Genomic DNA, 24,365 nt, shown 5'->3' with positions numbered 1-24,365 from the left:
AGTAGCTGTCGGTTTTGACGGCTCCCATCCGAGCAACGGGAGAAGCATCATGATACGTTCACTGTGGATCGCCAAGACCGGCATGGAAGCGCAACAGACCGCGCTCGATGTCACGTCCAACAACCTGGCCAACGTCAGCACCAACGGCTTCAAGAAGTCGCGCGCGGTGTTCGAGGATCTGCTGTACCAGAACATCCGCCAGCCTGGCGGCCAGTCGTCGCAGCAGACCAACCTGCCGTCGGGCATGCAGCTCGGTACCGGCGTGCGGCCGGTGGCGATCGAACGGGTGCACACCCAGGGCAATCCGCAGTCGACCGGTAATGACAAGGACCTGATGGTCAACGGCAACGGCTTCTTCAACGTGCTGCTGCCAGACGGCACCACCGCCTACACCCGCGACGGCTCCTTCCAGCGCGACAACAACGGCCAGATGGTCACCTCCAGCGGCTTCGTGCTGCAACCGGCCATCACCATCCCGATCACCGCGCAATCGATCACCGTGGGCCGTGACGGCACCGTCTCGGTCACCTTGCCGGGCCAGGTGGCGCCGCAGCAGATCGGCAGCATCCAGTTGTCGACCTTCATCAACCCGACCGGGCTGGAATCGAAGGGCGAGAACCTGTACGTGGAAACCGGCGCTTCCGGCAACCCGCAAACCAATACCCCCGGCACCAACGGCACCGGCGTCATCCTGCAAGGCTATGTGGAAACCTCGAACGTCAACGTGGTCGAGGAAATGGTCAATATGATCCAGACCCAGCGCGCCTATGAAATCAACTCGAAGGCCATCACGACCTCCGACCAGATGCTGGCCAAGCTGTCGCAGATGTAAGGAGTCGAACATGAAATACGCCATCATCATTGCCGCCGCTGCAGCAGTCGCCCTGAGCGGCTGCATGACCACGCCGACCTCCATCGTGCAGATGCCGATGTCGGCCCGTCCGCTGACCAGCGCCCAGCTGCAGGCGGCGCCGACCAACGGCGCGATCTACCAGAACGCCGCCTTCCGGCCGATCTTCGAAGACCGCCGCGCGCGCCAGGTGGGCGATGTGCTGACCCTGGTCATCACCGAGAAAACCTCGGCCGTGAAAGCCGGCGCCAGCTCGGGCAACAAGTCCGGCAGCGTCAGCGCCAGCGTGCCGCATCCGCTGCAATCGACCTTCGGCGCCACGCTGGCGGCCAACAACGCCAGCAAGTACGCCGACGGCGACAACCAGTCGGCCAGCAACACCTTCACCGGCACCATGGGCGTGACGGTGGTCGAGGTGCTCTCCAACGGCAACCTGATCGTGGCCGGCGAGAAGCAGGTGGCGATGAACAAGGGCGTGGAATTCATCCGCTTCTCCGGCATGATCAATCCCGACAATATCGCCACCGGCAACACCGTGCAGTCGACCGCCGTGGCCGACGCCAAGGTCGAGTACCGCACCAACAGCCAGATCGACCGCGCCGAGATGACGTCGATGGCCTCGCGCTTCTTCCAAAGCCTGTTACCTTTCTGATGGCGATCATGGACAGCTCCCAACACATCATCGACGCCACGCGCCGCTTTGCCGGCCTGGGCAAGCTGACGGCCATGACGCTGCTGCTGGCGGCGGCCTGGCTGCTGGTGCAGCCGGCCCACGCCGAGCGCCTGCGCGACCTGGTCAGCATCGCCGGCGTGCGGCAGAATCAGCTGATCGGCTATGGCCTGGTCGTCGGCCTCGACGGCAGCGGCGACCAGACCACGCAAACCCCGTTCACCGTGCAGAGCGTGGTCTCGATGCTGCAACAGCTGGGCGTGAACCTGCCGCAAGGCACGTCGCTGCAATTAAAAAACGTCGCCGCCGTGATGGTGACGGCCTCGCTGCCGCCGTTCGCGCAGCCGGGCCAGACGCTGGACATCACGGTCTCGTCGATGGGTAACGCCAAGAGCCTGCGCGGCGGAACGCTGCTGATGACGCCGCTCAAAGGCGCCGACGGCCAGGTCTACGGCATGGCCCAGGGCAATGTGCTGGTGGGCGGCGTCGGCGTCGCCGCCGGCGGCGCGGGCGGCAGCTCGCTGACGGTCAATCACCTCAGCGTGGGCAAGATCTCGGCCGGCGCCACCGTCGAGCGCGCGGTCGCCTCCAGCCTGGGCGAGGGCAACTTCATCAAGCTGGAATTGAACACCGCCGACTTCGCCACCGCCAGCCGCGTGGTCGAGGCCATCAACGACAAATACGGTTCCGGCATCGCCTACGCGCTGGACAGCCGCGTGATCCGCGTGCAGTCGCCCAGCAGCAGCGACCAGCGCGTCAGCTTCATCGGCACCTTGCAGGACATGCAGGTCAACCCGGCCGAGCAGCCGGCCAAGGTCATCATGAACGCCCGCACCGGCTCGGTGGTGATGAACCGCGCCGTCACGCTGGACACTTGCGCCATCTCGCACGGCAACCTGTCGATCTCGGTGACCGCCGATCCGCAGATCAGTCAGCCGAACCCGCTGTCCGGCGGCCGCACCGTGGTCGCGCCGAACCAGCAGGTGGGCATCAAGGCCGACAGCGGCAAGGTGATGATGGTCAAGGGCGGCGCCTCGCTGGCCGAGGTGGTCAAGGCGCTCAACGCCATCGGCGCCACGCCGCAGGATCTGCTGGCTATTTTGCAGGCGATGAAAGCGGCCGGTTCGCTGCGCGCCGAGCTGGAAATCATCTAAGCGAGGCGCGCCATGACCAGTCCAAACACCTCCAACGACCTCAGCAGCAAGTTCGCCCTTGACCTCAAGGACATGGGCAGCCTGCGCCAGTCGGCCAAGGCCGGCAGCCCGGAGGCGTTGAAGACGGCCGCCACGCAGTTCGAAGCCATGTTCGTCAACATGATGATGAAGAGCATGCGCGAGGCGACGCCGCAGGACGGCATGATGGACAGCCAGCAGACCAAGATGTTCACCACCATGCTGGACCAGCAGACCAGCCAGAATATCGCCAAGAAGGGCATCGGCCTGTCGGACATGCTGATACGCCAGCTGTCCAAGACCGCCGACAAGCAGGCGCTGGCGATCGGCAACGAGGCCGGCGACAGCAGCAGCGGCGCCAACGGCGGCAGCTTCGGCGGCCTGTCCAGCCTGATGGACGCCAAATTGCAGCGCGCCATCGCGGCGGCCGGCGGCCCCGGTGCTGTCGGCTCGGTCGACGACAACAGCGCTGTACCGGCCACCAACGCCAACAAGGGCAGCCAGGCACCGCATGTGCGCAGCTTCCAGCAAAAACTCGGCGCCGACGCCGAGGAGGCCAGCCGCGCCACCGGCATCCCGGCCAAGTTCATGCTGGGCCAGGCTGCGCTGGAGAGCGGCTGGGGCAAGCGCGAGATCAAGGGCCGCGACGGCAGCAACAGCCACAACCTGTTCGGCATCAAGGCCGGCGGCGACTGGAAGGGCAAGGTGGTCGAGGCCACCACCACCGAATACGTCAACGGCAAGGCGCAGACCAAGGTCGAGCGCTTCCGCGCCTACGACAGCTACAGCGACAGCTTCAAGGATTACGCCAAGCTGCTGGCCAGCAATCCGCGCTACGAAAAAGTGCTGGCCAGCGCAGGCGACGCCAGCAGCTTCGCCCACGGCTTGCAGAAGGCCGGCTACGCCACCGACCCGAATTACGCGAACAAGCTCACCAGCATCATCAAGCGTTCGTTGGCGGGCTAATCAAGTTTGGCGACGGCCTGCCGTTACCACCTTACAGATAGAGTAAAAACATCATGTCCAGTCTTCTCAGTATCGGCAAAAGCGGTTTGTTGGCAGCCCAGGTAGGTCTGTCGACCACCGGCAACAACATCACCAACGCCGGCGTGGCTGGCTACAACCGCCAGGGCGCCATCCAGTCCGATACCGCGACCCTGGACCAGGGCTTCGGCTTCGTCGGCACCGGCACCGAGGTGACGGCCGTGCGCCGCTACTACGACAACTTCCTGGCGGTGCAGCTGCGCAACGCCGAGTCCAACCAGGCCTCGCTCGACGCCTACACCAAGCAGATCAGCCAGATCGACAACCTGCTGGCCGATCCCACCGCCGGCCTGTCGCCGGCCTTGCAGGACTTCTTCAACGGCGTGCAAGACGCCACCTCGAATCCGGCCTCGGCCGCGTCGCGCCAGGCGATGCTGTCGACCGCCTCATCGCTGGCGTCGCGCTTCCAGGGCCTGAGCGCGCGCCTGTCGGAAATCGCCTCCGGCGTCAACGGCCAGATCACGTCCAACGTCGGCGAAATCAATTCCTACGCCACCCAGATCGCCGCGCTGAACAAGACCATCGCCGGCCTGACCACGGACGGCAAGGCGCCCAACGACATGCTGGACCACCGCGACCAGATGCTGACCGAGCTCAACAAGCTGATCAAGACCACCGTCATCCCGGGCGACAACAACACCCTGACGGTGGAGTTCGGCACCGGCCAGCCGCTGGTGGTGGGCGGCACCGCCTTCCAGTTGGCGACCTCCACCTCGCCGACCGACGCCAGCCGCGTGACGGTGGGCTACCAGAGCGACAGCGGCGTCTTCAGCGCCTTGCCGGAGAGCGTGCTGACCGGCGGCCAGCTGGGCGGCCTGGTCTCGTTCCGCAACGGCGCCATGGACCGCGCGCAAAACTCGCTGGGCCAGGTGGCGGCCGGGCTGGCGGTCAGCTTCAACGCCCAGCACGTGCTGGGCCAGGACCAGAACGGTGCGCAGGGCACGCCGTTCTTCAACCCGATCAACGCCTATGTCGGCCCCAACAGCCACAACTCGCCGGTCAGCACGGCCAGCGTCACCGCCGTGGTCACCGACGCCAGCAAGCTGACCGCCAGCGATTACAGCGTCGACTACGACGGCACCAATTTCAACGTCACCCGCCTGAGCGACGGCCAGATCACGCAGATCAATCCCTTCCCGCAGGCGGTGCCGCAAACCATCGACGGCGTCGACTACACCATCACCGGCGCGCCGGTGACCAAGGATAACTTCCTGGTGCGGCCGACCTACAACGCGGCCGACCAGTTCAGCGTCGCCATCACCGACCGCACCAAGATCGCGCTGGCGGCGCCGATCGCCACCGCCGCGCCGACCACCAACGCCGGCAACGCCAAGATCAGCGCCGGCACCGTGGATCCGAATTACCTGACGCCGGGCAACGCGCTGGCCGCGCCGGTCACGCTGACCTACGACAAGGCGACCGGTTCGCTGTCGGGTTTCCCGCCGGCGCAGGACGTGACGGTGACGGTCAACGGCGTGGCCACCGTGTATCCGGCCGGGACGCCGACGGTGCCGTACACCGACGGCGCGGCGATCAGCTTCGGCGGCGTCAACTTCAACATCAGCGGCACGCCGGCCGACCTCGACACCTTCACCGTCGGCCCCAATGTCAGCGGCGTCGGCGACAGCCGCAACGGCGCCTTGCTGGCCGGCCTGCAAACCAAGAACATCCTGGACAACGGCAACGCCACCTACCAGACCACCTACGCGCAGATGGTCAACTTCGTCGGCAACAAGGCGCGCGAGGCGCAGATCAGCGGCTCTGCCGCCGACGCCGCCGTGGCCCAGGCCACCACCCAGCAGCAGAGTGTCTCCGGTGTGAACCTGGATGAGGAAGCGGCAAATCTGTTACGCTACCAGCAGGCCTACCAGGCCAGCGGCAAGGTCATGCAAGTGGCCAGCACCCTGTTTGATGTATTGCTCAACCTTAGGTAATTATCATGTCCATGCGCATCAGCTCCCAGACGATCTACGACGTCGGCGTAGGGCAGATCAGCAGTCTGCAAACCGCGCTCGCCCGCACCCAGCAGCAGCTCTCGACCGGCCGCAAGAACCTGACCGCCGCCGACGATCCGATCGCCACCGCGCGCGCGCTGGAGGTGACGCAGTCGCAGTCGATCAACACCCAGCTGGTCACCAACCGTTCCAACGCCAAGGGCACGCTGTCGATGGAGACGGTGGCGCTGGCCAGCTCGACCTCGATCTTGCAGGACATCAAGACCTTGGCCGTCAACGCCGGCGACGGCAGCATGACGCAGAAGGATCGCGAGTCGCTGGCGACCGAGCTGGAAGGCCGGCTGGCCGATCTGCTGGGCCAGGCCAACACCGCCGACGGCACTGGCGGCTATGTGTTCTCGGGCTACAAGTCGACCACCTTGCCGTTCACCCAGACCGCCACCGGCGCCGCCTACCAGGGTGACCAGGGCCAGCGCGAATTGCAGGTGGGCTCGACCCGCAAGCTGCCGATCAGCGACTCCGGCTCGTCGGTGTTTGAAAACAATGCGACCGGCAACGGCACCTTTGTCACCGGCGCCGACCCGGCCAACTTTACGCGCGGCGGTTCCGGCATCATCAGCGCCGGCTCGGTCAAGGACGCGACCCAGCTGACCGGCCACAAATACCAGGTCGACTTCCAGGTGGTGCCGGGCACGCCGGGCGTGCCCAAGGTCACCACCTACACCGTCACCGACCTGACCCTGAACCAGCCGGTGCCGGCGGCGCCGGTGCCGGCCGTGCCGCAGCCCTATGTCAGCGGCCAGAACATCACCTTCGACGGCGTGCAGTTCGACGTCAAGGGCGACCCCGCCGACCAGGATAATTTCACGGTGCAGCCCAGCACCAAGCAATCGATCTTCACCACCGTGACCGACCTGATCGCCGCCTTGCGCGCGGCGGGCGACGGCCCGGCGGGGCAGGCCAGCCTGAACAACAAGCTCAACCAGGCGCATGTGGATATCGACAACGCCACCGACAATATGCTGTCGATCCAGTCGGAGGTCGGGTCGCGTCTGAAGGAGCTGGATTACCTGGACAGCTCCGGCGACGATTTGAATCTGCAGTACGCCACCACGCTGTCGAACCTGCAGGATGTCGACACGGTGAAGGCGATCTCGCTGTTCACCCAGCAGCAGACCACGCTGGACGCGGCGCAGAAATCGTTCAAGAGCCTGGCCGGGCTGTCGCTGTTCAACTACATCACCTGATTCCGGCGCCGCTGGCGCAGACGAAAAAAAGCCCCATCAGCCTGAATGCGCTCAAGATCGCGCTCAGTGCCGATGGGGCTTTTTACATCCGGGGTCAGGTCCCTGGGTTATTTCGCCGCCAGGATGCCGCTTGCGGTGTTTTGCTTGCGGAACCAGTCCTGCTCGCCCGCCGTGGCGCTGCCGCTCAGGCTGGTGGTGGCGTCGTAGTGCTTCATCTGCTCGGCCAGCGCGGCGACATTGCCGGCCAGGCCGGGCGCGGCCGCCGGTGTCAGCTGGCCGGTCGCGCCGTTGCCATCCACCGCGCCGGCCTGCTGGCCGTAACCGCTGATGGCTTGCGTCAGCGCGCTGGTGCGCGCCGCCCGGCTGGCCAGGAACCAGACGTCGGCCATCTGGCCGGCCGTGCCGTCGTCGCTGGTGTAGCCGGAACGCAGGCCGACCCAGTTGTTGTTGTCGAGCTCGCTCACCTTGGTGGCGCCCACGGTCAGGCTGGCGATGTGCAGCTCGGCCAGCGTCTTCAGCTCGCCGGCCTGGCTGACGCCGTCCGCGTTGGCGTCGACCCACACCCGCAAGTCGCCGAACTGCGCATCCCTGGCGTCGACCACGCCGTCGTGGTTGCTGTCCATGTCGGCCAGCGCGGCGAAGCCGTCCTTGGCCTTGCCGCCGCTGCTATTGGTGGCGGTGCCGAACAGCTCGCTGCCATCGTTGATCGTGCCGTCGTGGTTGCGGTCGAGCGCCAGCAAGCCGTCGCCGGAACCGACCCAGCCGGTGTTGATCTTCTCGCCGTCGGCATACAGGTCGAACTTGACGCCGGCGCCGATGCCCAGCGTGTGGATGCCGTCGCCGTTCAGGTCCAGGATCAGCGGACTGCCCAGCGGCAGCACCGCCTGCTGGTCGGGCGTCAGCGCCGCCAGCTGGTCGGTGCTGAGCGCGCACACCTGCGTCGCGGCCAGCGCGGCGACGTCGGGTATGCTCAGCGCGGCGATCTGCTCCACCGTCAGCGCCTTGATCAGCGTGGTCTTCAGCGAGCGGATTTGCTGGGTCGACAGCAGGGCGATCTGGCCGGCGCTGAACTTGGCCATGCTGGCCACCGTCAGGCCGTTGAGCTGGGCCGTTTTCAGCGCCACGATATCGTTGCCGTCCATGACCTGGATCTGGTCCGAGCTCAGCGCGTTGAGCGCCGCCAGCGACATCGCCGCCACCAGGGTCGGGTCCAGCGTCGAGATCTGGGCGGTGGTCAGGCCGGCGGCCTGCACCGCGCCCAGCGCGGCGATCTGGTTGGTGCGCATGCCGGTCACCATGTCGGCCGACATGGCGTTGATCTGGTCGGAGGTGAAGCCGCCGATCTGCGCCGTGGTGAAGGCCGCCAGGGTGCCCAGCGCGGCCAGCTGGTCGGTGCCCAGGCCGCGGATCTGCAACACCGCCAGGGTCGACAGGGACTTGGTCGACAGCGCGGCGAACTGGTCGCCCGTCAACGCGCCCAGCTGGCTGGTCTTGAGCGATTGCAGCTGGGCCGAGTTCAGGATCGAGACCGCGTCCACGCTGAGCGCCTTGATCTGGTCGGTGCTCAGCGAGGCCACGTTGAGGCCGCGCGCCTGGGGCGCCGTCAGCGCGCCCAGCTGGTCGGTGTTGAGCAGGGTCAGCTGCTTGAGCGTCAGGCCGGCGATCTGCGCCGAGCGCAGGCTGCCGAAGTGGTCGACGTCGATGCCGGCCAGCTGGTCCGAGGTCAGCGCCGCCATCTGGCCGGCGGTCAGCACGCCCAGCGTCTGCAGCGCGTTGATCTGGGCGGTCGACAGCGCCGACACTTCGCTCGCGCTCAGCGTGGCGATCTGCTGCGTCACCAGGCTGCCGATCTGCGCCAGCGTCAGGCTGGCGAACTGCGACTTGGTCAGCGCGTTCAGCTGGACGCTGCTCAGGCCGGCCACGTCGTCGAGCTCGATGGCGGCGATCTGGTCCGAGGTCAGGCCGCCCAGGCCGGCCAGGCTGATGCCGCGCAGCTGGGCGCCGGTCAGCGCGACGATCTGGTCGGTGCTCAGGTTTTGCACCTGCAGCTTGCTCAGCGCCGCCATCTGCGACGTTTTCAGCGTGCCCAGGTGGTCGACGTCGAGCATGCTGAGCTGGTAGGTCGACATGGCGGCGATCTGCTGCGAGCGCAGGTTGCCCAGGGTGCTCAGGGCGTTCAATTGTTCGGTGGCCAGCGCGCGGATCTGGACGTCCGTCAGCGCGCCCAGCTCGGCGGTGGTCAGCGTGCCCATCTGGTCGATGCTCAGCTGCGAAATCTGCAGCGTGCTCAGCGAGGCGACCTGGTTGGTCTTCAGGCCGGCCAGGTCTTCCACCTCCATCGCCGCCAGCTGGTCGCTGGACAGGCCGCGCAGCGCCGAGGTGTTCAGCGCGCGCCACTGGTTGACGGTCAGCGCCTGGATCTGGTGGGTGTCGAAGGCGGCCATCTGGCGGCTGTTCAGCGATCCCATCTGGATGGTGGTCAGCGCCGCCAGCTGGTCGTCGCTGAGCGCGGCGATGCGGTCGGTGGTCAGCACCGAGACCTGGCTGGTGTTGAGCGAACCGAGCTTGCCCAGCAGCAGGAACTGCGCCGGCGTCAGCGCGTTCAGCTGGGCCGAGCTCAGCGCGGCGACCTGTTGCGTGTTCAGCGCGCTCAGCTGGTCGGTGGTCAGCGACACCAGCTGGTCGGTGGTCAGTGCGCGGATCTGGGTGGTGCGCAGGCCGGCGAAATCGCCCACTTCCATCGCGTCCAGCTGGTCGGTGCTCAGGCCGGCGATGCTGCGCGTGCTCAGCGCGCGCACCTGGACGTCGCTCAGGTTGACGATCTGGGCGGTGTTCAGCGCGCGGGTCTGGTTCAGGGTCAGCGCGCTGATGGCGCCGGTGTTGAAGCTGCCGATCTGGTCGGTCGTGAGGGCGACTATCTGGTCGGTGGTCAGCGCCGTCATCTGCATCGACTTCATGACGGCCAGGTCGGCCGCCTCGAGCACGGCGATCTGGTCCGACGTCAGCGCGGCCAGGGTGCGGGTGTTCAGCGCCAGGATCTCGCCGGTGGTCAGCGCGATGATCTGGTCGCTGGTCAGCGCGGTCACCTGGGTATTGCTCAGCGCGCCGATCTGGCGGGTGCTCAGCGCGGCGATCTGGTCCGGCGTCAGCACCACGAGCTGGGCGCTGCCGAGCGCGCGCACCTGGTCCGTCGTCAGGCCGCGGATGTTGGTGATGGCGGCCAGTTGCGCCGGCGTCAGCAGGGCGATCTGGTTGGCCGACAGGCCCGCCACTTCCCGCGTCGTCAGCATGCCCATCTGGTCGGTGGTCAAGGCCAGCAGCTGGTCGCTGCGCAGCGACAGCAGCTGCTCGGTCTTCATCGAGGGGATGTCGCCCAGTTCGATGGCGGCGATCTGGTCGCTGTTCCAGCCCCGCAGCGCGGCGGTGCCGAGCGCGCCCACCTGCGGGCCGCTGAGCGCGACGATCTGGTCGCTGTTGAGCACCGACAGCTGGATCGAGGTCAGCGCCGCGAATTGCTTGGTGTTCATGACGCCGAAGTCGGTCGCCGTCAGCGCCTGGATGCGGTCGGTCGACATGCTGGCGATCTGCAAGGTCGTGTAGTCCGACAGATTGCCCAGCGCCGAGGCCTGGGCGGTGCTCAGCGCCAGCAGCTGGTTCTGCGAGAAGGCGGCGATCGCCGCGCTGCTCAGCGCATGCAGCTGGTCGGTCAGCAGCGCCGCCATCTGGCTGGTGGTCAGCGAGCGCAGTTGCGCGGTGGTCATGGCGGCGAAGTCCAGCGCTTCGATGGCGTCGATCTGGTCGGTGTTCATGCCGGCCAGCAGGCTGGTGCTCAGCGCGCGGATCTGCGTGCTCGACAGCGCGATGATCTGGTCGCTGTTGATGCCGTTCAGCTGGCGGGTGTTGAGCGCCTGCAGCTGGCGGGTGCTGAGCGAGGCGAAGCGTCCCGGCTGCAGCGTGACCAGCTGGTCGGTGCTGAGCGAGGCGATTTGCAGCGTGGTCAGCGCGGTCAGGTTGGCCAGCGCGGCGATCTGGTCGCTGGTCAGGTAGCTCAGCTGCTTGGTGGTCAGCGCCGCGACCTCGCTGGAGATCAGCGTGCCGTACTGGCTCAGCGACAGCGCGCCCAGCTGGTCGCTGGTGAGCGCCATCAGCTGGCTGGTCTTGAGCGCGATCAGGTCGGCGCCGGGCAGTTCCAGCAGCTGGTCGGTGGTCAGCGCGGCGATCACGGCGTTCGACAGCGCGCGCACCTGCGCGGTGGTCAGCGCCGGCACCTGGTCGCTGGTCAGGTACTGGATCTGCAGGCTGTTGAAGGCGGCGATCTGCGCGGTCTTCATGGCAGCGATCTGGCCCGGCGTCAGCGCGATGATCTGGTCGCTGGTCAGGCCGCTGATCTGCTTGGTGCCCAGGCCGGCCAGGCTGCCCAGCGCGGCGATCTGGGCGGTGCTCATGACGCCCAGCTGGCGGGTGGTCAGCGCGGCGATTTCCTGCGAGGTGAAGGCGCCCAGCTGGGCCAGGGTCAGCGCCGCCACCTGGTCGGTGCGCAGCGCGGCGATCTGGTTGCTGCGCAACACGGCGATGTCGACCAGCTCGATCGCGACGGTCTGGTCGGTGGTCAGGGCGGCCAGCACGCTGGTGGCCAGGCCCTTGACCTGCGACGTTTCCAGCGCGACGACCTGGTCGGTGGTCAACGCTTGCGCCTGCACGCTGTTGAGCGCGCCGAGCTGGCTGGTCTTCAGGGTGGCGACCTGCGCCAGCCCCAGGCTGGCGATCTGGGCGGTGGTGAGCGCCGTCACCTGGCGCGTGGTCAGCGGCGCCAGCGTGGCCAGGCTGTCGATCTGCGCCAGCGACAGCGCGGCGATCTGGTTGCTGGCCATGGCGGCCAGGGTCTTGGTGCTCAGGCCGGCGAACTGGTCGCTGGTGAGCGCGGCCAGCTGGTCGCTGGTGAGGGCGTTGATCTGGCTGGAGCCGAGCGCGGCCACGTCCACCACTTCGATCGCGGCGATCTGGTCGGTCGACATGGCGGCCAGGGTGGCGGCCTTCAGGCTGCGCACCTGGGCCGTGCTCAGCGCGACGATCTGGTCGGTCGTCAGCGCGCCCACCTGGGCGCTGGTCATGCCGGCGATCTGGCTGGTTTTCAGCGTGGCGATCTTGGCCAGCGCCAGGCTGGCGATCTGGGCCGTGGTGAGGGCGGCGATCTGGCGGCTGGTCAGCGGCGCCAGCGTGGCGAAGCTGGCCACCTGGTCGGTCGACAGGCCGGCGATCTGGGCGGTGGTCAGGCTGGCGATGGCGAGCGTGCTCAGCGCGCCGAACTGGGTGCTGGTCAGCTCGCCCAGCTGGTCGGTGCTCAGGCCGACGATCTGGCGCGTGTTCAGCGCCTGCAGGTCGACCACTTCGATTGCCGGCACCTGGTCCGAGGTCAGCGCGCCCAGCTGCAGCGTGCTCAGCGCGCGCACCTGCACGCTGGTCAGCGCGACGATTTCATCGGTGGTCAGCGCGGCGATCTGGTCGGTCGTCATCGAGGCGATCTGGGCGCTGGTGAGGCCGGCCAGGATGGCCAGCGGCAGCGACGCGATCTGGGCCGTGGTGAGGGCGGCGATCGACGCCGTGCTGAAGCTGGCGAGCGAACTGAGCGCGGCCAGCTGCGCGGTGGTCAGCGCGGTTTTCTGGTCGGTGGTCAGGGCGGCGATTTCCTGCGTGTTCAGGCTGCTGATCTGGGCGGTCGTCAGCGCGGCGATCTGGTCGGTGGTCAGCGCCTTCAGCTGCGCGGTCTTCAGCGCGGCCACTTCGGCGTTGCTCAGGCCGGCGATCTGGTCGGTCGTCAGCGTGGCGATCACGGCGGTCGAGATGGCGTTGAGCTGGGCCACGCTCAGCGCGCGCAACTGGTCGCTGGTGAGCGCGCCGGCCTGGCGCGAATTGAGCGCGGCGATCTGGCTGGTCTTGAGCGAGCGCAGGTCCAGCGTGTTCAGCGTGACGATCTGTTCGGTGGTGAGCACGGCGATCTGCTTGCTGCCCAGCGCGCTCAGCGCGGTCAGCGCGTCGATCTGGTCGCTGTTCAGCGCGGCCACCTGCAGCGTGTTGAGCGCGGCCACCTCGGCCGAGGTCAGCGCGGCCAGCTGGGCCGTGCTCAGGCCCAGCAATTGCTGCGTGCTCAGCACGCCGATCTGGCGCGTGCTCAGGCCGGCGACGTCGCCCACGGTCAGCGCGGCGATCTGGGCGGTGTTGAGCGCGGCCAGCGCGTCGGTGTTCAGGGCGCGCACCTGGACCGGGCTCAGCGCGACGATCTGGTCGGTGCTGATCGCGGCGGCCTGGGCGGCGTTGAGCGCGGCGATCTGGCTGGTCTGCAGCGCGGCGAAGTCGTCGGTCGTGAGTTGCGCGATCTGGTCGGTCGTGAGCGCGCCGATCTGGCGCGAGATCAGCGGGGCGAGCGAACTGAGGGCGTTGATCTGGTCGCTGTTGAGCACGCTGATCTGGTCGCTGGTCAGCGAGCGGATCTCGGCCGTGGTGAAGGCGGCCAGCTGCGCCGTGGTCAGCGCCGCCACCTGGGCGGTGCTCAGGCGCACCAGCTGCGCGGTGCGCAGGAAACGGATGTCGCGCGTTTCGATGGCGGCGATGGCGTCGGTGCTCAGCGTGGCCAGCGCGGCCGTGCTCAGCGCGCTGATCTGGGCGCTGTTGAGCGCGACGATCTGGTCGGTGGTCAGCGCCAGCAACTGGTCGCTGGTCAGCGCGGCGAACTGGCGCGTGGTCAGGCTGCTCATGTCGGCCGTGCTCAGCGTGCCGATCTGGTAGGTGCTCAGCGCGCGGATCTGCGGCGTGGTCAGCGCGGTCAGGCTGCGCAGCGCGTCGATCTGCTCCGAGCTCATCACGGCGACCTGGTCGCTGGTCAGCGAGGCGGTCTCGGCCGAGGTTAGCGCCGCCATCTGGTCGGTCGACAGCGCGATGATCTGGCTGGTGGTCAGCTTGCCGATCTGCTTGGTGGTCAGCGCGGCGATGTCGGCCGTCTCGATCCAGCTGATCTGGTCGGTGGTCAGCGCCGCCAGCGCCGTGGTGTTGATGCCGCGGAACTGGGCGCCGCTCAGCGCGACGATCTGCGCGCTGGTCAGCGACTGGATCTGGGTGGCGTTGAGCACGCCCAGCTGGCTGCTGGCCAGGGTGACCAGGTTGTGGGTCGACAGCGAGGACAGCTGGATGGTGGTGAACGAGCCGATCTGCTTGCTGCTCATGCCGGCCAGGGTCGCCATGGAATTGAGCTGGTCGGTGGTCAGCGCGCCGATCTGGTCGGTGGTGAGCGAGCCGATGGCGCTGCTGGTGAGGGCGTTGAACTGGTCGCTGGTCAGCGCGGCCAGGTGGTCGGTGTCCAGCCGCGCCACCTGCGTCGAGCGCAGCGCGGCGATGTCGCGGGTTTCGATCTGCTGGATCTGGTCGGTGGTGAGCAGGTTCAGCGTGGCCGTGTTGAGGCTGGCGAATTGCGCGGTCGACAGCGCGATGATCTGGTCGCTGTTGAGCACTTGCAGCTGGTCGATGCGCAGCGCCGCCAGCTGGGTGCTGCTGAGCGCGGCGACGTCCTTGGTTTCCAGGGTGCTGACCTGGTCGCTGGTCAAGCCCTGCAACTGCCCGGCGCTCAGCGGCGCCAGCGATTTCAGGCCGGCGATCTGGTCCGAGCTGAACACGGACAGCTGGTCGCTCGAGAGCGCGGCTTCGGCGGCGGTGCTCATGGCCGCCATCTCGGCGGTGGTCAGCGCGATCAGCTGGTCGCTGCCCAGCGCGCGGACCTGGCGCGTGGTCAGCGCGGCGAAGTCGCGCGTTTCCATGTTGAGCAGCTGTTCGGTGGTCAGCGCGGCGATGACGGCGGTGGTCAGCGTGGCGACCTGGGCGGTGTTCAGGCCGACGATCTGGTCGGTGGTCAGCGCCGCCACCTGGCCGGCCTGCAGCGCCGCCAGCTGCGAGCTGGTCAGCTGGGCCACGGTGGCGGTGCGCAGCGCCGCCAGCTGTTCGGTGCTCAGCGCGGCGATCTGGGCCGAGGTCAGCGCCGCCAGCGTCGGCAGCGCCAGGATCTGGTCGGTGCTCAGCACCGGGATCTGGTCGGTGGTCAGCGCGGCCACTTCGTTGCTGCGCAGCGTGCGGATCTGGTCCGAGTTCAGGCCGCCCAGCTGGGTCGCGCTGAGCGTGGCGATCTGGGTGCTGGTCATCCAGACCAGGTCGCGGGTTTCCAGCGCGCCGATCTGGTCGCTGCCGAGGCCGGCCAGCGCGGTGGTCGACAGGCCGCTCACTTGGAGCGAATTCAAGCCGGCGATCTGGTCGGTGGTGATGGCCGCCAGCTGGTCCGGCGTCAGCGCGTTGACCTGGTCGGTGGTCAGCTGCGCCAGCGACAGCGTCGGCAGCAGCAGGATCTGGCCGGTGGCGATGGCGGCCAGCGCGCCGGTGCTGAGCGCGCGCAGCTGGGCCGAGCTCAGCCCAGCGAGCTGGTCGCTGCTCAGGCTGGCGGCCTGGTCGGAGCCGAGCACGGCCACCTGCGCCGTCAGCAGGGCGCGCACATCGGCCGTTTCCAGCGCCTGCACCTGGTCGGAATTGAGTCGGTTGAGCTGGACGCTGGTCAGCACCTGCATTTCGCGGGTGGTCAGCGCCACCAGCTGGGCGGTGTTGAGCGCGGCGATGACGCCGGTGTTGAGCGCGCCCACCTGCTGCAAGGTCAGCAGCGGCACGTTGTCGGTGGTCAGGCCGGGCAGGGCGTCGGTGTTCAGGAAGTCCAGCTGGGCGGTGGTCAGCGCGCGCACCTGGGTGCTGCTCATCACGCCGAGCTGGTCGGAATTGAGGGCCTGCATATCTTCGGTCGTGAACAGGCCGATCTGCGCAGTCGAAAGGCTGACGATCTGGTCTGTTGTGAAATCTGTAACGATCGAAGTCATTGCATTGTTCTCCCGGGGAGCTTCCATGATACGCTCGTAATTGCCTCATGGAAACCAAAAAACACTGGTTGGCTATTGAATTTCGCTATGGGCGCGGCCCCGGAGGCCGAACCGGCAAGTTTGCCGGTTTGACCGCGTCAGGGCGCTGCGACCAGGTGCGCGGCATCAGCCGCGCGCGTTCCACGCCTTCCAAAAACAGGTTTTGCACGGGCGTCGCCAAGTACGGGAGCGTCATGGCGATGACCAGCAAACCTACACCTAAAGTAATCGGAAACCCGATGCCAAACAAATTCAGTTGCGGCGCCGCGCGGGTCAGTATGCCCAGCGCAACGTTGGTAATCAGTAAAGCCGCAACGATGGGCAGCGACAGCTGCACACCGGTGCTGAAAATCTTGCCGCCCCAGTCGGCCAGTTGCTTGAAGCCGCCGCCGTAGACCGGCGAGGCCGACACCGGCAGCGTGTAAAAACTTTCCACCAGCACCGACAGCAGCACCAGGTGGGCGTTCACCGCCAAAAACGTCATGGTCGCCACCAGCGCCAGGAACTGGCTGATCGCCGACGACCGGCCCTGGGTGTTGGGGTCGAAAAACGTCGCGAACCCCAGGCCCATGGTCAGACTGGAGATTTCTCCCGCCATCTCCACCGCGGCAAACACGATGCGGATACTGAAGCCCATCGCCAGCCCGATCAGCATTTCCTGCACCAGGATCAGCAGCCCGGCCAGCGACATCGGGTCCGCACCCGGCAGCAGCGGCACGGCCGGCGCCACCACCATGGCCAGCAGCACGCCCAGGCTGATCTTGACCGAGGTGGGCACGCTGGAATTGCCGAACAGCGGAGACGCCGCCAGCAGGCCCAGGATGCGCGTCAACGGCCACAGCAAACCGGCGATCCACAGATTGATATCGGCAGTGGAGAACGAAATCATGAGGCGTTTTCCCTATTTATTTCCACCGAGCATCAACCTTCTTATTTTAAGTCAACTTCTTATTGAATCGTAAATTGTTACATATTGGCAAAATGTCTAGCCGACCAGGCCGGGGATGCCGCCGAACACTTCGCGCATGTAGTCGAGCATGACCGCCAGCATCCACGGCCCGGCCACCACCAGCGCCACGAAGATGCCGACCAGCTTGGGGATGAAGGACAGCGTCGCCTCGTTGATCTGGGTGGCGGCCTGGAAGATGCTGACCACCAGGCCGATGATCAGCGCCACCAGCAGCATGGGGGCGGCGATCATCAGGGTCACCTCCATGGCGTGGCGGCCCATGGTCATCACGCTTTCGGGTGTCATGGCGCTCTCCTAGTAAAAACTCTGGGCCAGCGAACCGAGCAGCAGTTGCCAGCCGTCCACCAGCACGAACAGCATCAGCTTGAACGGCAGCGAGATCACGGCCGGCGACATCATCATCATCCCCATCGACATCAGTACAGAGGCGACCACCATGTCGATAATCAGAAATGGAATGAAGATGGCGAAGCCGATCTGGAACGCGGTTTTCAGCTCGCTGGTGACGAAAGCCGGCACCAGGATGCGCAGCGGCACGTCTTCCGGCCCTTGCAGCGCAGGGCTGCGCGACAATTTCACGAACAAGGCCAGGTCGGCCTGCCGGGTTTGCTTCATCATGAAAGTTTTTAATGGCGCCGCGCCCTTGTCCATGGCCACGCTCATGTTGATCTTGTTTTCCTGCAGCGGCAGGTAGGCTTCGGTGTAGATCTTGTCGAAGGTGGGGCCCATGACGAACAGGGTCAGGAACAGCGCCAGCCCGACCATCACCTGGTTGGGCGGCGCCGACTGCGTGCCCAGCGCCTGGCGCAGCAGCGACAGCACGATGATGATGCGGGTGAAGCTGGTCATCAACAACAGCGCCGCCGGGATGAAGGTCAGCGCCGTCATCAGCAGCATGGTCTGGATCGGCAGCGTGTAGCTGGTGCCGCCGCCCGGCGCCGGCGCGGCGTTGAAGGCCGGGATGCCGATGCTGGAGTCGGCGCCGGCCGCGAGCGGCAACGCCAGCGCGGCCAGCATCAACAGGGATTTGATGGCCGTAGCCTGGGTGAAACCGGCCTGCTTATTTGCCATTGCGCTTGTCGATCGTTTGTTTGAACCATTCGGCGAAGTTGGCGGTCGGCAGCGCGGCCGTGGCGGCCGGCTCGCTGCTTTCCTGGCGCGGCATGGTGGCCAGCGCGTTCATGCGGCCCGGCGAGGCGCCGACCACGATCCATTGTTCGCCCACTTCCACCACCAGGATGCGCTCGCGCGCGCCGACGCTGAGCGCGCCGACCAGCTTGACGTTGCTGTTGCCGCCGCCGAAGTTCTTGGGGCCGAAGCGCTTCAGGAACCAGGCCAGGCCGATCAGCAGGGCCAGCACGAAGATCAGCGCGAAGGTGGTTTGCAGCAGGCCGCCGCCGGCCGACGTGGCCGACGGTTGCGGGGTGGGGATGGTCATCGCCAGCGGGCCGGCGGGGGCGGGAGGCGCAGTAGCAGCCGTAGCCGCCGGGGCCGCAGCGGCGGGCGCTTCGGCCGGGGCTGCCATTGCCGTGGTGGCGGTTGCGGCGGCAGGCGTTTCGGCGGCCGGCGGCGTGGCCGCTGGTGCCGCCGTGGCCGCAACCGGCGCGCTGGCCGCATGCTGGCCGCCGATGGTGCCCGACACGCTGCGCTGGGCCATTGCAGGCGCGGCGGCCAAGGCCGCCGCGAGGATCAGAGGGAAGGTCAGTCCGTGCTTCATTTATTCAGTTTTCGGATACGTTCGGACGGCGTGATGATGTCGGTCAGGCGGATACCGAACTTGTCGTTCACCACCACCACCTCGCCCTGGGCGATCAGGCAGCCGTTGACCAGCACGTCCATCGGCTCGCCGGCCAGGCCGTCCAGCTCGACCACCGAGCCCTGCGCCAATTGCAGCAGGTTCTTGATGGCGATCTTGGTGCGCCCCAGTTCGACCGTCAGCTGCACCGGGATATCGAGGATGAAGTCGATATCGTTATGGGTTTCGGTCTTGCTCGGCGTGCTGGAAAAATCCGTGAACACGGCGGCGCTGGCCGCCTGCGACTGCTGTTTTTCCAACGCGGCCGCTTCCGCCTGGGCTTGCTCGGCAATCGCCGCGCCCCATGGGTCGTCGTCCATCGTATCGTCTTGATTATCCGACATGCTTCTCTCCTGTATTGCGGTCGCCGGCGGCGGTTGCGCCGGTGTTATTTGATGTTATCGGCATTGGCGAGCAATTTCTCCACCTTGAGCGCGTATTGTCCGTTCATCACGCCGTAGCTGCAATCCATGACCGGCACGCCGTCGACCGTGGCCGACAGCAGTTCCGGGATGGTCAGCGGGATGATGTCGCCCACGCGCATATTGAGGATTTCGTCGAAATTGACCTTGGCCGTGCCCAGCGAGGCGACGATTTCCACCTCGGCGATCTGGATCTGCTGCGTCATCAGGCGGATCCAGCGCTTGTCCACTTCCAGCGCCTCGCCCTGCAGGCTGGAGGTCAGCGAATCGCGGATCGGCTCGATCATCGAGTACGGCATGCAGAAGTGGATCTGGCCGGAGACCGAGCCCAGCTCCACCGTGAAGGTCGACGCCACCACCACTTCGTTCGGGGTGGCGATGTTGGCGAACTGGGTGTTCATTTCCGAGCGGATGTATTCGAACTCGACCGGATAGACCGGTTCCCACGACTTGGTATAGGCCTCGAACACGATGTCCAGGATACGCAGGATGATGCGCTGCTCGGTCTGGGTAAAGTCGCGGCCCTCGACGCGGGTGTGGAAGCGGCCGTCGCCGCCGAACAGATTGTCCACCAGCAGGAACACCAGGCCCGGGTCGAACACCATCAGCGCGGTGCCGCGCAGCGGCTTCATGTGCACCAGGTTCAGGTTGGTCGGCACCACCAGGTTGCGGATGAACTCGGAATACTTGGAAACCCGCACCGAACCGACCGATACCTCGGCGCTGCGGCGCAGGAAGTTGAACAGGCCGACGCGCAACAGGCGGGCGAAGCGCTCGTTGATAATTTCCAGCGTCGGCATGCGCCCACGGACGATACGTTCCTGGGTGGCCAGGTTATACGTTCGTACTCCCGCGACATCTTCCTGCGCCTGGACGTCGTCCTGGTCGCCGTTGACGCCCTTCAGAAGGGCATCGACTTCTTCCTGGGAGAGAAAATTATCAGCCATGACGATCTACTTACTGAATGATAAACGAGGTGAACAGCACATCTTCGATGTCCTGCGACGAGCCGCGGTCTTCGAAGGGCTCCTTGAGCTGGGTGATGATTTCCTTGGCCAGCTGGACTTTGCCTTCCGGCGTATTGATGTCCATGGCGCGCTTGCTCGACAACAGCAACAGCATGCGGCTGCGCACCTTGGCCATATTGTTCTTGACGTTTTCCTTCTCTTCCAGCCCGCCCACTTCCAGCGTGAAGGCAATCTGCAGGTACTGGTCGGCGCCGCTGTCGCCCGGTTGCAGGTTGACCGTGAACGGCTCGACCGGCACGTATTCCGGCGGACCGGCCTTGACCTTCTTGGAATTCTTGCCCTTCTTGACCGGCGCTTCTTCCTCGCCGGCGTCGGCCTTGCCATGCAAGAAGAACCAGGCCGCACCGCCGCCGGCCGCGCCCAATACCAGGACCACGGCCAGGATGATGATGATCAGTTTTTTGCTGCCGCCACCCGCAGGCGCTGCTTCAACTTTCTGATCGGCTTTCATTTTTGGGTTCGCTTTCAAAATTGCCCTTGCACGGTGCGGAAGTGGATCATGACGCCATTATGTCATTATCGGTTGGGACTGCGGCATAGCATACGTCGAAAAGAAGGGCGATCCGGGTGCTGCTTGAGGTTTCCGTAGTGAAACAAACAACAAAACCGGGAGGCAGGGTGGCCGATCCCGGTTTTCGTCGTGGCCGCGGCGGGATCAGGCGAAGGTGTCGACCGCGCCGGCCGGCACGCGGCGCGCCGGCGGGGCGCTGCGCGGCGCCTCGATGGTGCCGCCGCTGTCGCCGACTAAGCTGGCGCCGGAGGAGCGGTTGCCGCCGCCGTTCTGGGCCGAGCTGGCCTGCTGGTTAAAACCGTTGCTCTGGTTGGACATGCCGGCCGAGACGGTGGCGTTGCCCAGCTGGATGCCGGCTTCGCTCATCATTTCGCGCAGCTTGGGCATGGCCGCTTCCAGCGCCTGACGGACTTCCGGCTGGGCCGAGCTGAAGGCGGCGGTGGCCTGGTCCTTGTTCACGCTCAGCACCACTTGCAGCGGGCCGAGGTCGGGCGGATTCAATTCCATGGTGGCGCTTTGCTCGCCGCCGGCGGCCATGAAGATGATCTTCTGCCCCAGTTGCTGATCCCAGGCCTGGGTGCCGACACGGCTGCTGAGCTTGTCCGTCGGCACGGCGGTGACGGCGGCCTTGGCCGCTTCCAGCGCCGATTGCGCGGTCGGCGCGATGGTGATGGCCGGGGCGGCTTCCTTCAGCACCGGCGCCGCTTCGGTCGGCTGCGTGGTCTTGCCGTTGAAGACGGGTTGCAGCGGATCGGACTGGCGCGGCGTGGCGCGCGCCACGTTGTCCGGATTTTCCATGCCGGGACCGACCTTGATCGGCGCGGCCGGTTCGGCCGGGGTGGCCGGCGCGGCGTCGGTGGTGTCGGACAGGGTATCGATGACCGGGCCGTCCGGTATGGCGCTGACCGGCTTGCTGTCGGCCGCTGCCGGCTTGGCCGGGGCGGCGCTCACGGCGACGGTGGCGGCGGCCGTGGTGCTGGCGGTGGTGGCGGCCTTGGCGGCTGCTGCGGCGGCGGCAGCTGCGGCGTCGGCGGCGGTTTGAACGGTCGAGCCGGCTTTCGTCAGGGCGGCCTTGAAATCGGCGGCGGCATGGTCGTCGGCGCCGCTCTGGGCGGTTTTCAAGGTGTCGGGGGCCAGCTTGTTCGCATCCAGCGTGGCGGCGGCGGGCAGGGTGGCGGTCGCGTTGGCGTCCACTGCGGTGCTGGCCTCGTCGGTGGCCGCGCTGGCGGCAGATGTTGCTGCTGCGGCCGCTGCTGCTGCGGCTTGGGCGGCCAGCTCGGCGGCGCTGACGGCGCCGGTGGCGGCTGCCGAGGTGTCGGCTGCGCTGGCGACCGGTGCGGCCACTGGCGTTGCCGGCTGGTTGAACGCTGCCACCAGGGCCAGCATGTCGGCGACCGGATCGGCCTGGGCGGCGGCTTGGGCGTCGCTGGCGGCGCTGTCCGCGCTCTCGTCGGCGCTGCTGTCCTTGGCGGTGCTCTTGGCGGGCGCCGGCGCGGCGGGCGCGGCCTGGGTGTCGTTCTTGGCGACGGCCTGGTTGTTATCGGCGGCGTCGGCTTGCTGGTTTTGCGGCTGGGCCGGTTTGGCCTGCTCCGCCTGCTTGGGCGCGGACGGGCGCGAGGCGGCAGGGCGCTCGGGCGCCTTGGCGCCGAGGTTGGGGCCGTTGTTGGCGTTGTCGTTGGCATTGGCCTGGCGCTGGTCCATCTCGCGCGACAGGGCGCGCTGGAAGGAATTGTCGGCGCCGCCGGCATTCAGATTCAGGTTCACCTTGGGCGCCGCCACTGCGTTGGCGTTCAGAGTAGGAATTTGGAGATTCTGGGTTTGCATGATCGCGCCGTGTCGGTTGGTTGCGTCTAAATGGGTCAGCGTTTGTAGTAGGCCTGCCGTGCTGCGTGTTCGTCCATCTGCTTCTGGTCGCGCTTGTTTTCGAGCTTGAGCGCTTCGGCCGCCGCCCGGTCGTTCAGGGTGGAGTAGGACATGCGCTTGCGTTCGCTGGCCTGCCAGGCGGCCTTTTCCTGCTCGCCGCGGTATTCCGCGTGCTTGATCATGTCCAGCTGGCCCTTGACCGCCACGTCCAGCTTTTCCATGAAGGCCTGGAAATTGCGGTAAGCCATGGGCGTGATGCCGGCCGCCTGCGCCGCTTCGAAGCGTTTCGCATATTCGTCGCGATAGCCGACCAGCATCTGGTGCTTTTGCTTGGCCTCGTCGATGGCCTTGAGCGCAACGCCCAGCCGCTTGGCGGCATCGTCGGATTCCCGGCGCGCCAGGTCCATCAGTGTTTCAAGTTGCGCTTTGGAAGCCATGGTGACTCAATTATAGGAGGCGGTTGCCCGCTTCAATCAGTCGAATAGAGAGGTAAGTTGGGCCAAGCTCTCGCCCATGGTCACCCGTTCGCTGATTTGTTGCTGGAGGAAATTCTCTATCCGGTCATGCAACTGGATGGCCTGGTCGAGCACCGGATCGCTGCCCGGCGCATAGGCGCCGACGCTGATCAGGTCGCGGCTGCGCTCGTAGCGCGAGAACAGCTGCTTCAGGTGGCGCGAGCGGGTCTGGTGCTCGGGCGAGGTGATCGAGTGCATGGCCCGGCTGATCGACTGTTCGATGTCGATGGCGGGGTAGTGGCCGGCTTCCGCCAGGCGGCGGTTGAGCACGATGTGGCCGTCGAGGATGGCGCGCGCCGAGTCGGCGATCGGATCCTGCTGGTCGTCGCCCTCGGTCAGCACGGTGTAGAAGGCGGTGATTGAGCCGCCGCCCATTTCGCCGTTGCCGGCGCGTTCCACCAGGATAGGCAGCTTGGCGAACACCGACGGCGGATAGCCCTTGGTGGCCGGCGGTTCGCCGATGGCCAGCGCGATCTCGCGCTGCGCCATGGCGTAGCGGGTCAGCGAATCCATGATCAGCAGCACGTTCTGGCCCTGGTCGCGGAAGTGCTCGGCGATCGCGGTGGCGTAGGCCGCGCCCTGCAGGCGCATCAGCGGCGGCGTGTCGGCCGGGGCCGCCACGACCACGGAGCGGGCCAGGCCTTCCTCGCCGAGGATCTGTTCGATGAATTCCTTGACCTCGCGGCCGCGTTCGCCGATCAGGCCGACCACGATGACGTCGGCTTCGGTGTAGCGCGCCATCATGCCCAGCAGCACGGACTTGCCGACGCCCGAGCCCGCGAACAGGCCCATGCGCTGGCCACGGCCGACGGTCAGCATGGCGTTGATCGAGCGTACGCCGACGTCCAGCGTTTCGGTGATCGGCGCGCGGCCCAGCGGATTGGCGGGGCGGGTGTTGATCGGCGCGCTGTCGGAGGCGTGCAGCGGGCCGAGGCTGTCGAGCGGACGGCCGGCGCCGTCCAGCACGCGGCCCAGCAGCTCGGGGCCGACCGGCAGGTGGCGCGCGCGGTCGCTGGGGCGGCGGCGCGGATGGTTGACGGTGCCGGGGCGGGGGATGGCCGGCTCGACCGGGAACACGCGGGTGCCGGGCACCACGCCTTCGACATCGCTTTGCGGCATCAGGAACAGTTTGTCGCCTTCGAAGCCGACCACTTCGGCCTCGATCTTGCCGCCGGACGGCAGCGGCACGGTGCAGGCGGCGCCCACGGCCAGCCGCAGGCCGACCGCTTCCATCACCAGCCCGGCCACACGCGTGACGCGGCCCGACACCTGCATCGGTTCGACGAAGCCGACCAGCGCGCCGCAATCGTGCAGATAGGATTTCCAGCGGCCTGCGTGCGGGCTGGAAGGGGCGGGTGGGGCGGCGGGAGCGACGGCGTCCATG

The 24,365-nt window shown here is 66.8% G+C and carries 17 protein-coding genes; 6 read left to right on the top strand and 11 right to left on the bottom strand.

Annotated elements, in window-relative coordinates; all coding sequences use genetic code 11:
- Positions 1–49 precede the first annotated feature (49 nt).
- The 6 genes from flgG to flgL all read left to right on the top strand — a co-directional run bounded on the left by flgG (position 50) and on the right by flgL (position 6,938).
- On the top strand, positions 50–832 hold the full coding sequence (gene flgG, locus D0T21_RS14960; RefSeq protein WP_008451365.1) for a flagellar basal-body rod protein FlgG: 783 nt from the start codon (positions 50–52) through the stop codon (positions 830–832).
- Positions 833–842: 10 nt separating this feature from the next.
- Entirely contained in the window at positions 843–1,502 is a 660-nt protein-coding gene (locus tag D0T21_RS14955) for a flagellar basal body L-ring protein FlgH (RefSeq protein WP_116990403.1), read from the top strand.
- A 74-nt stretch (positions 1,503–1,576) separates the two neighbouring features.
- Complete coding sequence (locus D0T21_RS14950) at positions 1,577–2,674, top strand: flagellar basal body P-ring protein FlgI (RefSeq protein WP_199538482.1); 1,098 nt, start codon at positions 1,577–1,579, stop codon at positions 2,672–2,674.
- Between the two features lie 12 nt (positions 2,675–2,686).
- A complete protein-coding gene (gene flgJ, locus D0T21_RS14945; RefSeq protein ID WP_116990401.1) occupies positions 2,687–3,658 on the top strand; it encodes a flagellar assembly peptidoglycan hydrolase FlgJ in 972 nt (323 codons plus the stop codon).
- 53 nt (positions 3,659–3,711) lie between these two features.
- Complete coding sequence (flgK, locus tag D0T21_RS14940) at positions 3,712–5,670, top strand: flagellar hook-associated protein FlgK (RefSeq protein WP_116990400.1); 1,959 nt, start codon at positions 3,712–3,714, stop codon at positions 5,668–5,670.
- Between the two features lie 5 nt (positions 5,671–5,675).
- Positions 5,676–6,938: a flagellar hook-associated protein FlgL gene (gene flgL / locus D0T21_RS14935; protein WP_116990399.1), complete on the top strand. Its 1,263-nt coding sequence runs from the start codon at positions 5,676–5,678 to the stop codon at positions 6,936–6,938.
- A 107-nt stretch (positions 6,939–7,045) separates the two neighbouring features.
- Here the strand turns inward: flgL and D0T21_RS14930 are convergent, their stop codons facing one another.
- From D0T21_RS14930 to fliI, 11 genes are all read right to left on the bottom strand, one after another.
- Positions 7,046–15,838, bottom strand: coding sequence for an iron-regulated protein frpC (locus D0T21_RS14930; RefSeq protein ID WP_116990398.1), 8,793 nt, complete (start codon positions 15,836–15,838; stop codon positions 7,046–7,048).
- Between the two features lie 85 nt (positions 15,839–15,923).
- Positions 15,924–16,766 (bottom strand): flagellar biosynthetic protein FliR, encoded by an 843-nt coding sequence (gene fliR / locus D0T21_RS14925; protein WP_116990397.1) that lies wholly within the window; start codon positions 16,764–16,766, stop codon positions 15,924–15,926.
- Positions 16,767–16,862: 96 nt separating this feature from the next.
- Entirely contained in the window at positions 16,863–17,132 is a 270-nt protein-coding gene (fliQ, locus tag D0T21_RS14920; RefSeq protein WP_116990396.1) for a flagellar biosynthesis protein FliQ, read from the bottom strand.
- Between the two features lie 9 nt (positions 17,133–17,141).
- Entirely contained in the window at positions 17,142–17,918 is a 777-nt protein-coding gene (gene fliP, locus D0T21_RS14915) for a flagellar type III secretion system pore protein FliP (RefSeq protein ID WP_116990395.1), read from the bottom strand.
- Positions 17,908–18,564 carry a flagellar biosynthetic protein FliO gene (fliO, locus tag D0T21_RS14910; RefSeq protein WP_116990394.1) on the bottom strand — a complete coding sequence of 219 codons (657 nt, stop codon included), beginning with the start codon at positions 18,562–18,564 and terminating at the stop codon, positions 17,908–17,910. Before fliO ends, fliP begins: the two co-directional genes overlap by 11 nt.
- Complete coding sequence (fliN, locus tag D0T21_RS14905; RefSeq protein ID WP_026334169.1) at positions 18,561–18,986, bottom strand: flagellar motor switch protein FliN; 426 nt, start codon at positions 18,984–18,986, stop codon at positions 18,561–18,563. The genes fliO and fliN overlap by 4 nt, the downstream gene beginning before the upstream one ends.
- A gap of 44 nt (positions 18,987–19,030) precedes the next feature.
- A complete protein-coding gene (gene fliM, locus D0T21_RS14900; protein ID WP_008451348.1) occupies positions 19,031–20,011 on the bottom strand; it encodes a flagellar motor switch protein FliM in 981 nt (326 codons plus the stop codon).
- Between the two features lie 10 nt (positions 20,012–20,021).
- Positions 20,022–20,543, bottom strand: a complete 522-nt coding sequence (gene fliL / locus D0T21_RS14895) for a flagellar basal body-associated protein FliL (protein WP_116990393.1) — start codon at positions 20,541–20,543, stop codon at positions 20,022–20,024.
- 204 nt (positions 20,544–20,747) lie between these two features.
- Entirely contained in the window at positions 20,748–22,427 is a 1,680-nt protein-coding gene (locus D0T21_RS32740) for a flagellar hook-length control protein FliK (protein WP_116990392.1), read from the bottom strand.
- A 35-nt stretch (positions 22,428–22,462) separates the two neighbouring features.
- Positions 22,463–22,903 carry a flagellar export protein FliJ gene (gene fliJ, locus D0T21_RS14885; RefSeq protein ID WP_116990391.1) on the bottom strand — a complete coding sequence of 147 codons (441 nt, stop codon included), beginning with the start codon at positions 22,901–22,903 and terminating at the stop codon, positions 22,463–22,465.
- A 36-nt stretch (positions 22,904–22,939) separates the two neighbouring features.
- Positions 22,940–24,364: a flagellar protein export ATPase FliI gene (gene fliI / locus D0T21_RS14880; RefSeq protein ID WP_116990390.1), complete on the bottom strand. Its 1,425-nt coding sequence runs from the start codon at positions 24,362–24,364 to the stop codon at positions 22,940–22,942.
- Position 24,365 lies beyond the last annotated feature (1 nt).

Source organism: Duganella sp. BJB476 (assembly GCF_003416895.1).
In the GTDB taxonomy this organism is placed as follows: Bacteria; Pseudomonadota; Gammaproteobacteria; order Burkholderiales; family Burkholderiaceae_D; genus Rugamonas.
Note: the sequence above shows the minus strand (reverse complement) of the source record. Positions and strands in the feature narration are given on the sequence as shown.

Bases quoted from the DNA above. Each gene is read 5' to 3' on its own strand.
- flgG (WP_008451365.1), top strand. From the start codon at position 50: ATGATACGTTCACTGTGGATCGCCAAGACCGGCATGGAAGCGCAACAG.
- D0T21_RS14955 (WP_116990403.1), top strand. From the start codon at position 843: ATGAAATACGCCATCATCATTGCCGCCGCTGCAGCAGTCGCCCTGAGC.
- D0T21_RS14950 (WP_199538482.1), top strand. From the start codon at position 1,577: ATGACGCTGCTGCTGGCGGCGGCCTGGCTGCTGGTGCAGCCGGCCCAC.
- flgJ (WP_116990401.1), top strand. From the start codon at position 2,687: ATGACCAGTCCAAACACCTCCAACGACCTCAGCAGCAAGTTCGCCCTT.
- flgK (WP_116990400.1), top strand. From the start codon at position 3,712: ATGTCCAGTCTTCTCAGTATCGGCAAAAGCGGTTTGTTGGCAGCCCAG.
- flgL (WP_116990399.1), top strand. From the start codon at position 5,676: ATGTCCATGCGCATCAGCTCCCAGACGATCTACGACGTCGGCGTAGGG.
- D0T21_RS14930 (WP_116990398.1), bottom strand. From the start codon at position 15,838: ATGACTTCGATCGTTACAGATTTCACAACAGACCAGATCGTCAGCCTT.
- fliR (WP_116990397.1), bottom strand. From the start codon at position 16,766: ATGATTTCGTTCTCCACTGCCGATATCAATCTGTGGATCGCCGGTTTG.
- fliQ (WP_116990396.1), bottom strand. From the start codon at position 17,132: ATGACACCCGAAAGCGTGATGACCATGGGCCGCCACGCCATGGAGGTG.
- fliP (WP_116990395.1), bottom strand. From the start codon at position 17,918: ATGGCAAATAAGCAGGCCGGTTTCACCCAGGCTACGGCCATCAAATCC.
- fliO (WP_116990394.1), bottom strand. From the start codon at position 18,564: ATGAAGCACGGACTGACCTTCCCTCTGATCCTCGCGGCGGCCTTGGCC.
- fliN (WP_026334169.1), bottom strand. From the start codon at position 18,986: ATGTCGGATAATCAAGACGATACGATGGACGACGACCCATGGGGCGCG.
- fliM (WP_008451348.1), bottom strand. From the start codon at position 20,011: ATGGCTGATAATTTTCTCTCCCAGGAAGAAGTCGATGCCCTTCTGAAG.
- fliL (WP_116990393.1), bottom strand. From the start codon at position 20,543: ATGAAAGCCGATCAGAAAGTTGAAGCAGCGCCTGCGGGTGGCGGCAGC.
- D0T21_RS32740 (WP_116990392.1), bottom strand. From the start codon at position 22,427: ATGCAAACCCAGAATCTCCAAATTCCTACTCTGAACGCCAACGCAGTG.
- fliJ (WP_116990391.1), bottom strand. From the start codon at position 22,903: ATGGCTTCCAAAGCGCAACTTGAAACACTGATGGACCTGGCGCGCCGG.
- fliI (WP_116990390.1), bottom strand. From the start codon at position 24,364: ATGGACGCCGTCGCTCCCGCCGCCCCACCCGCCCCTTCCAGCCCGCAC.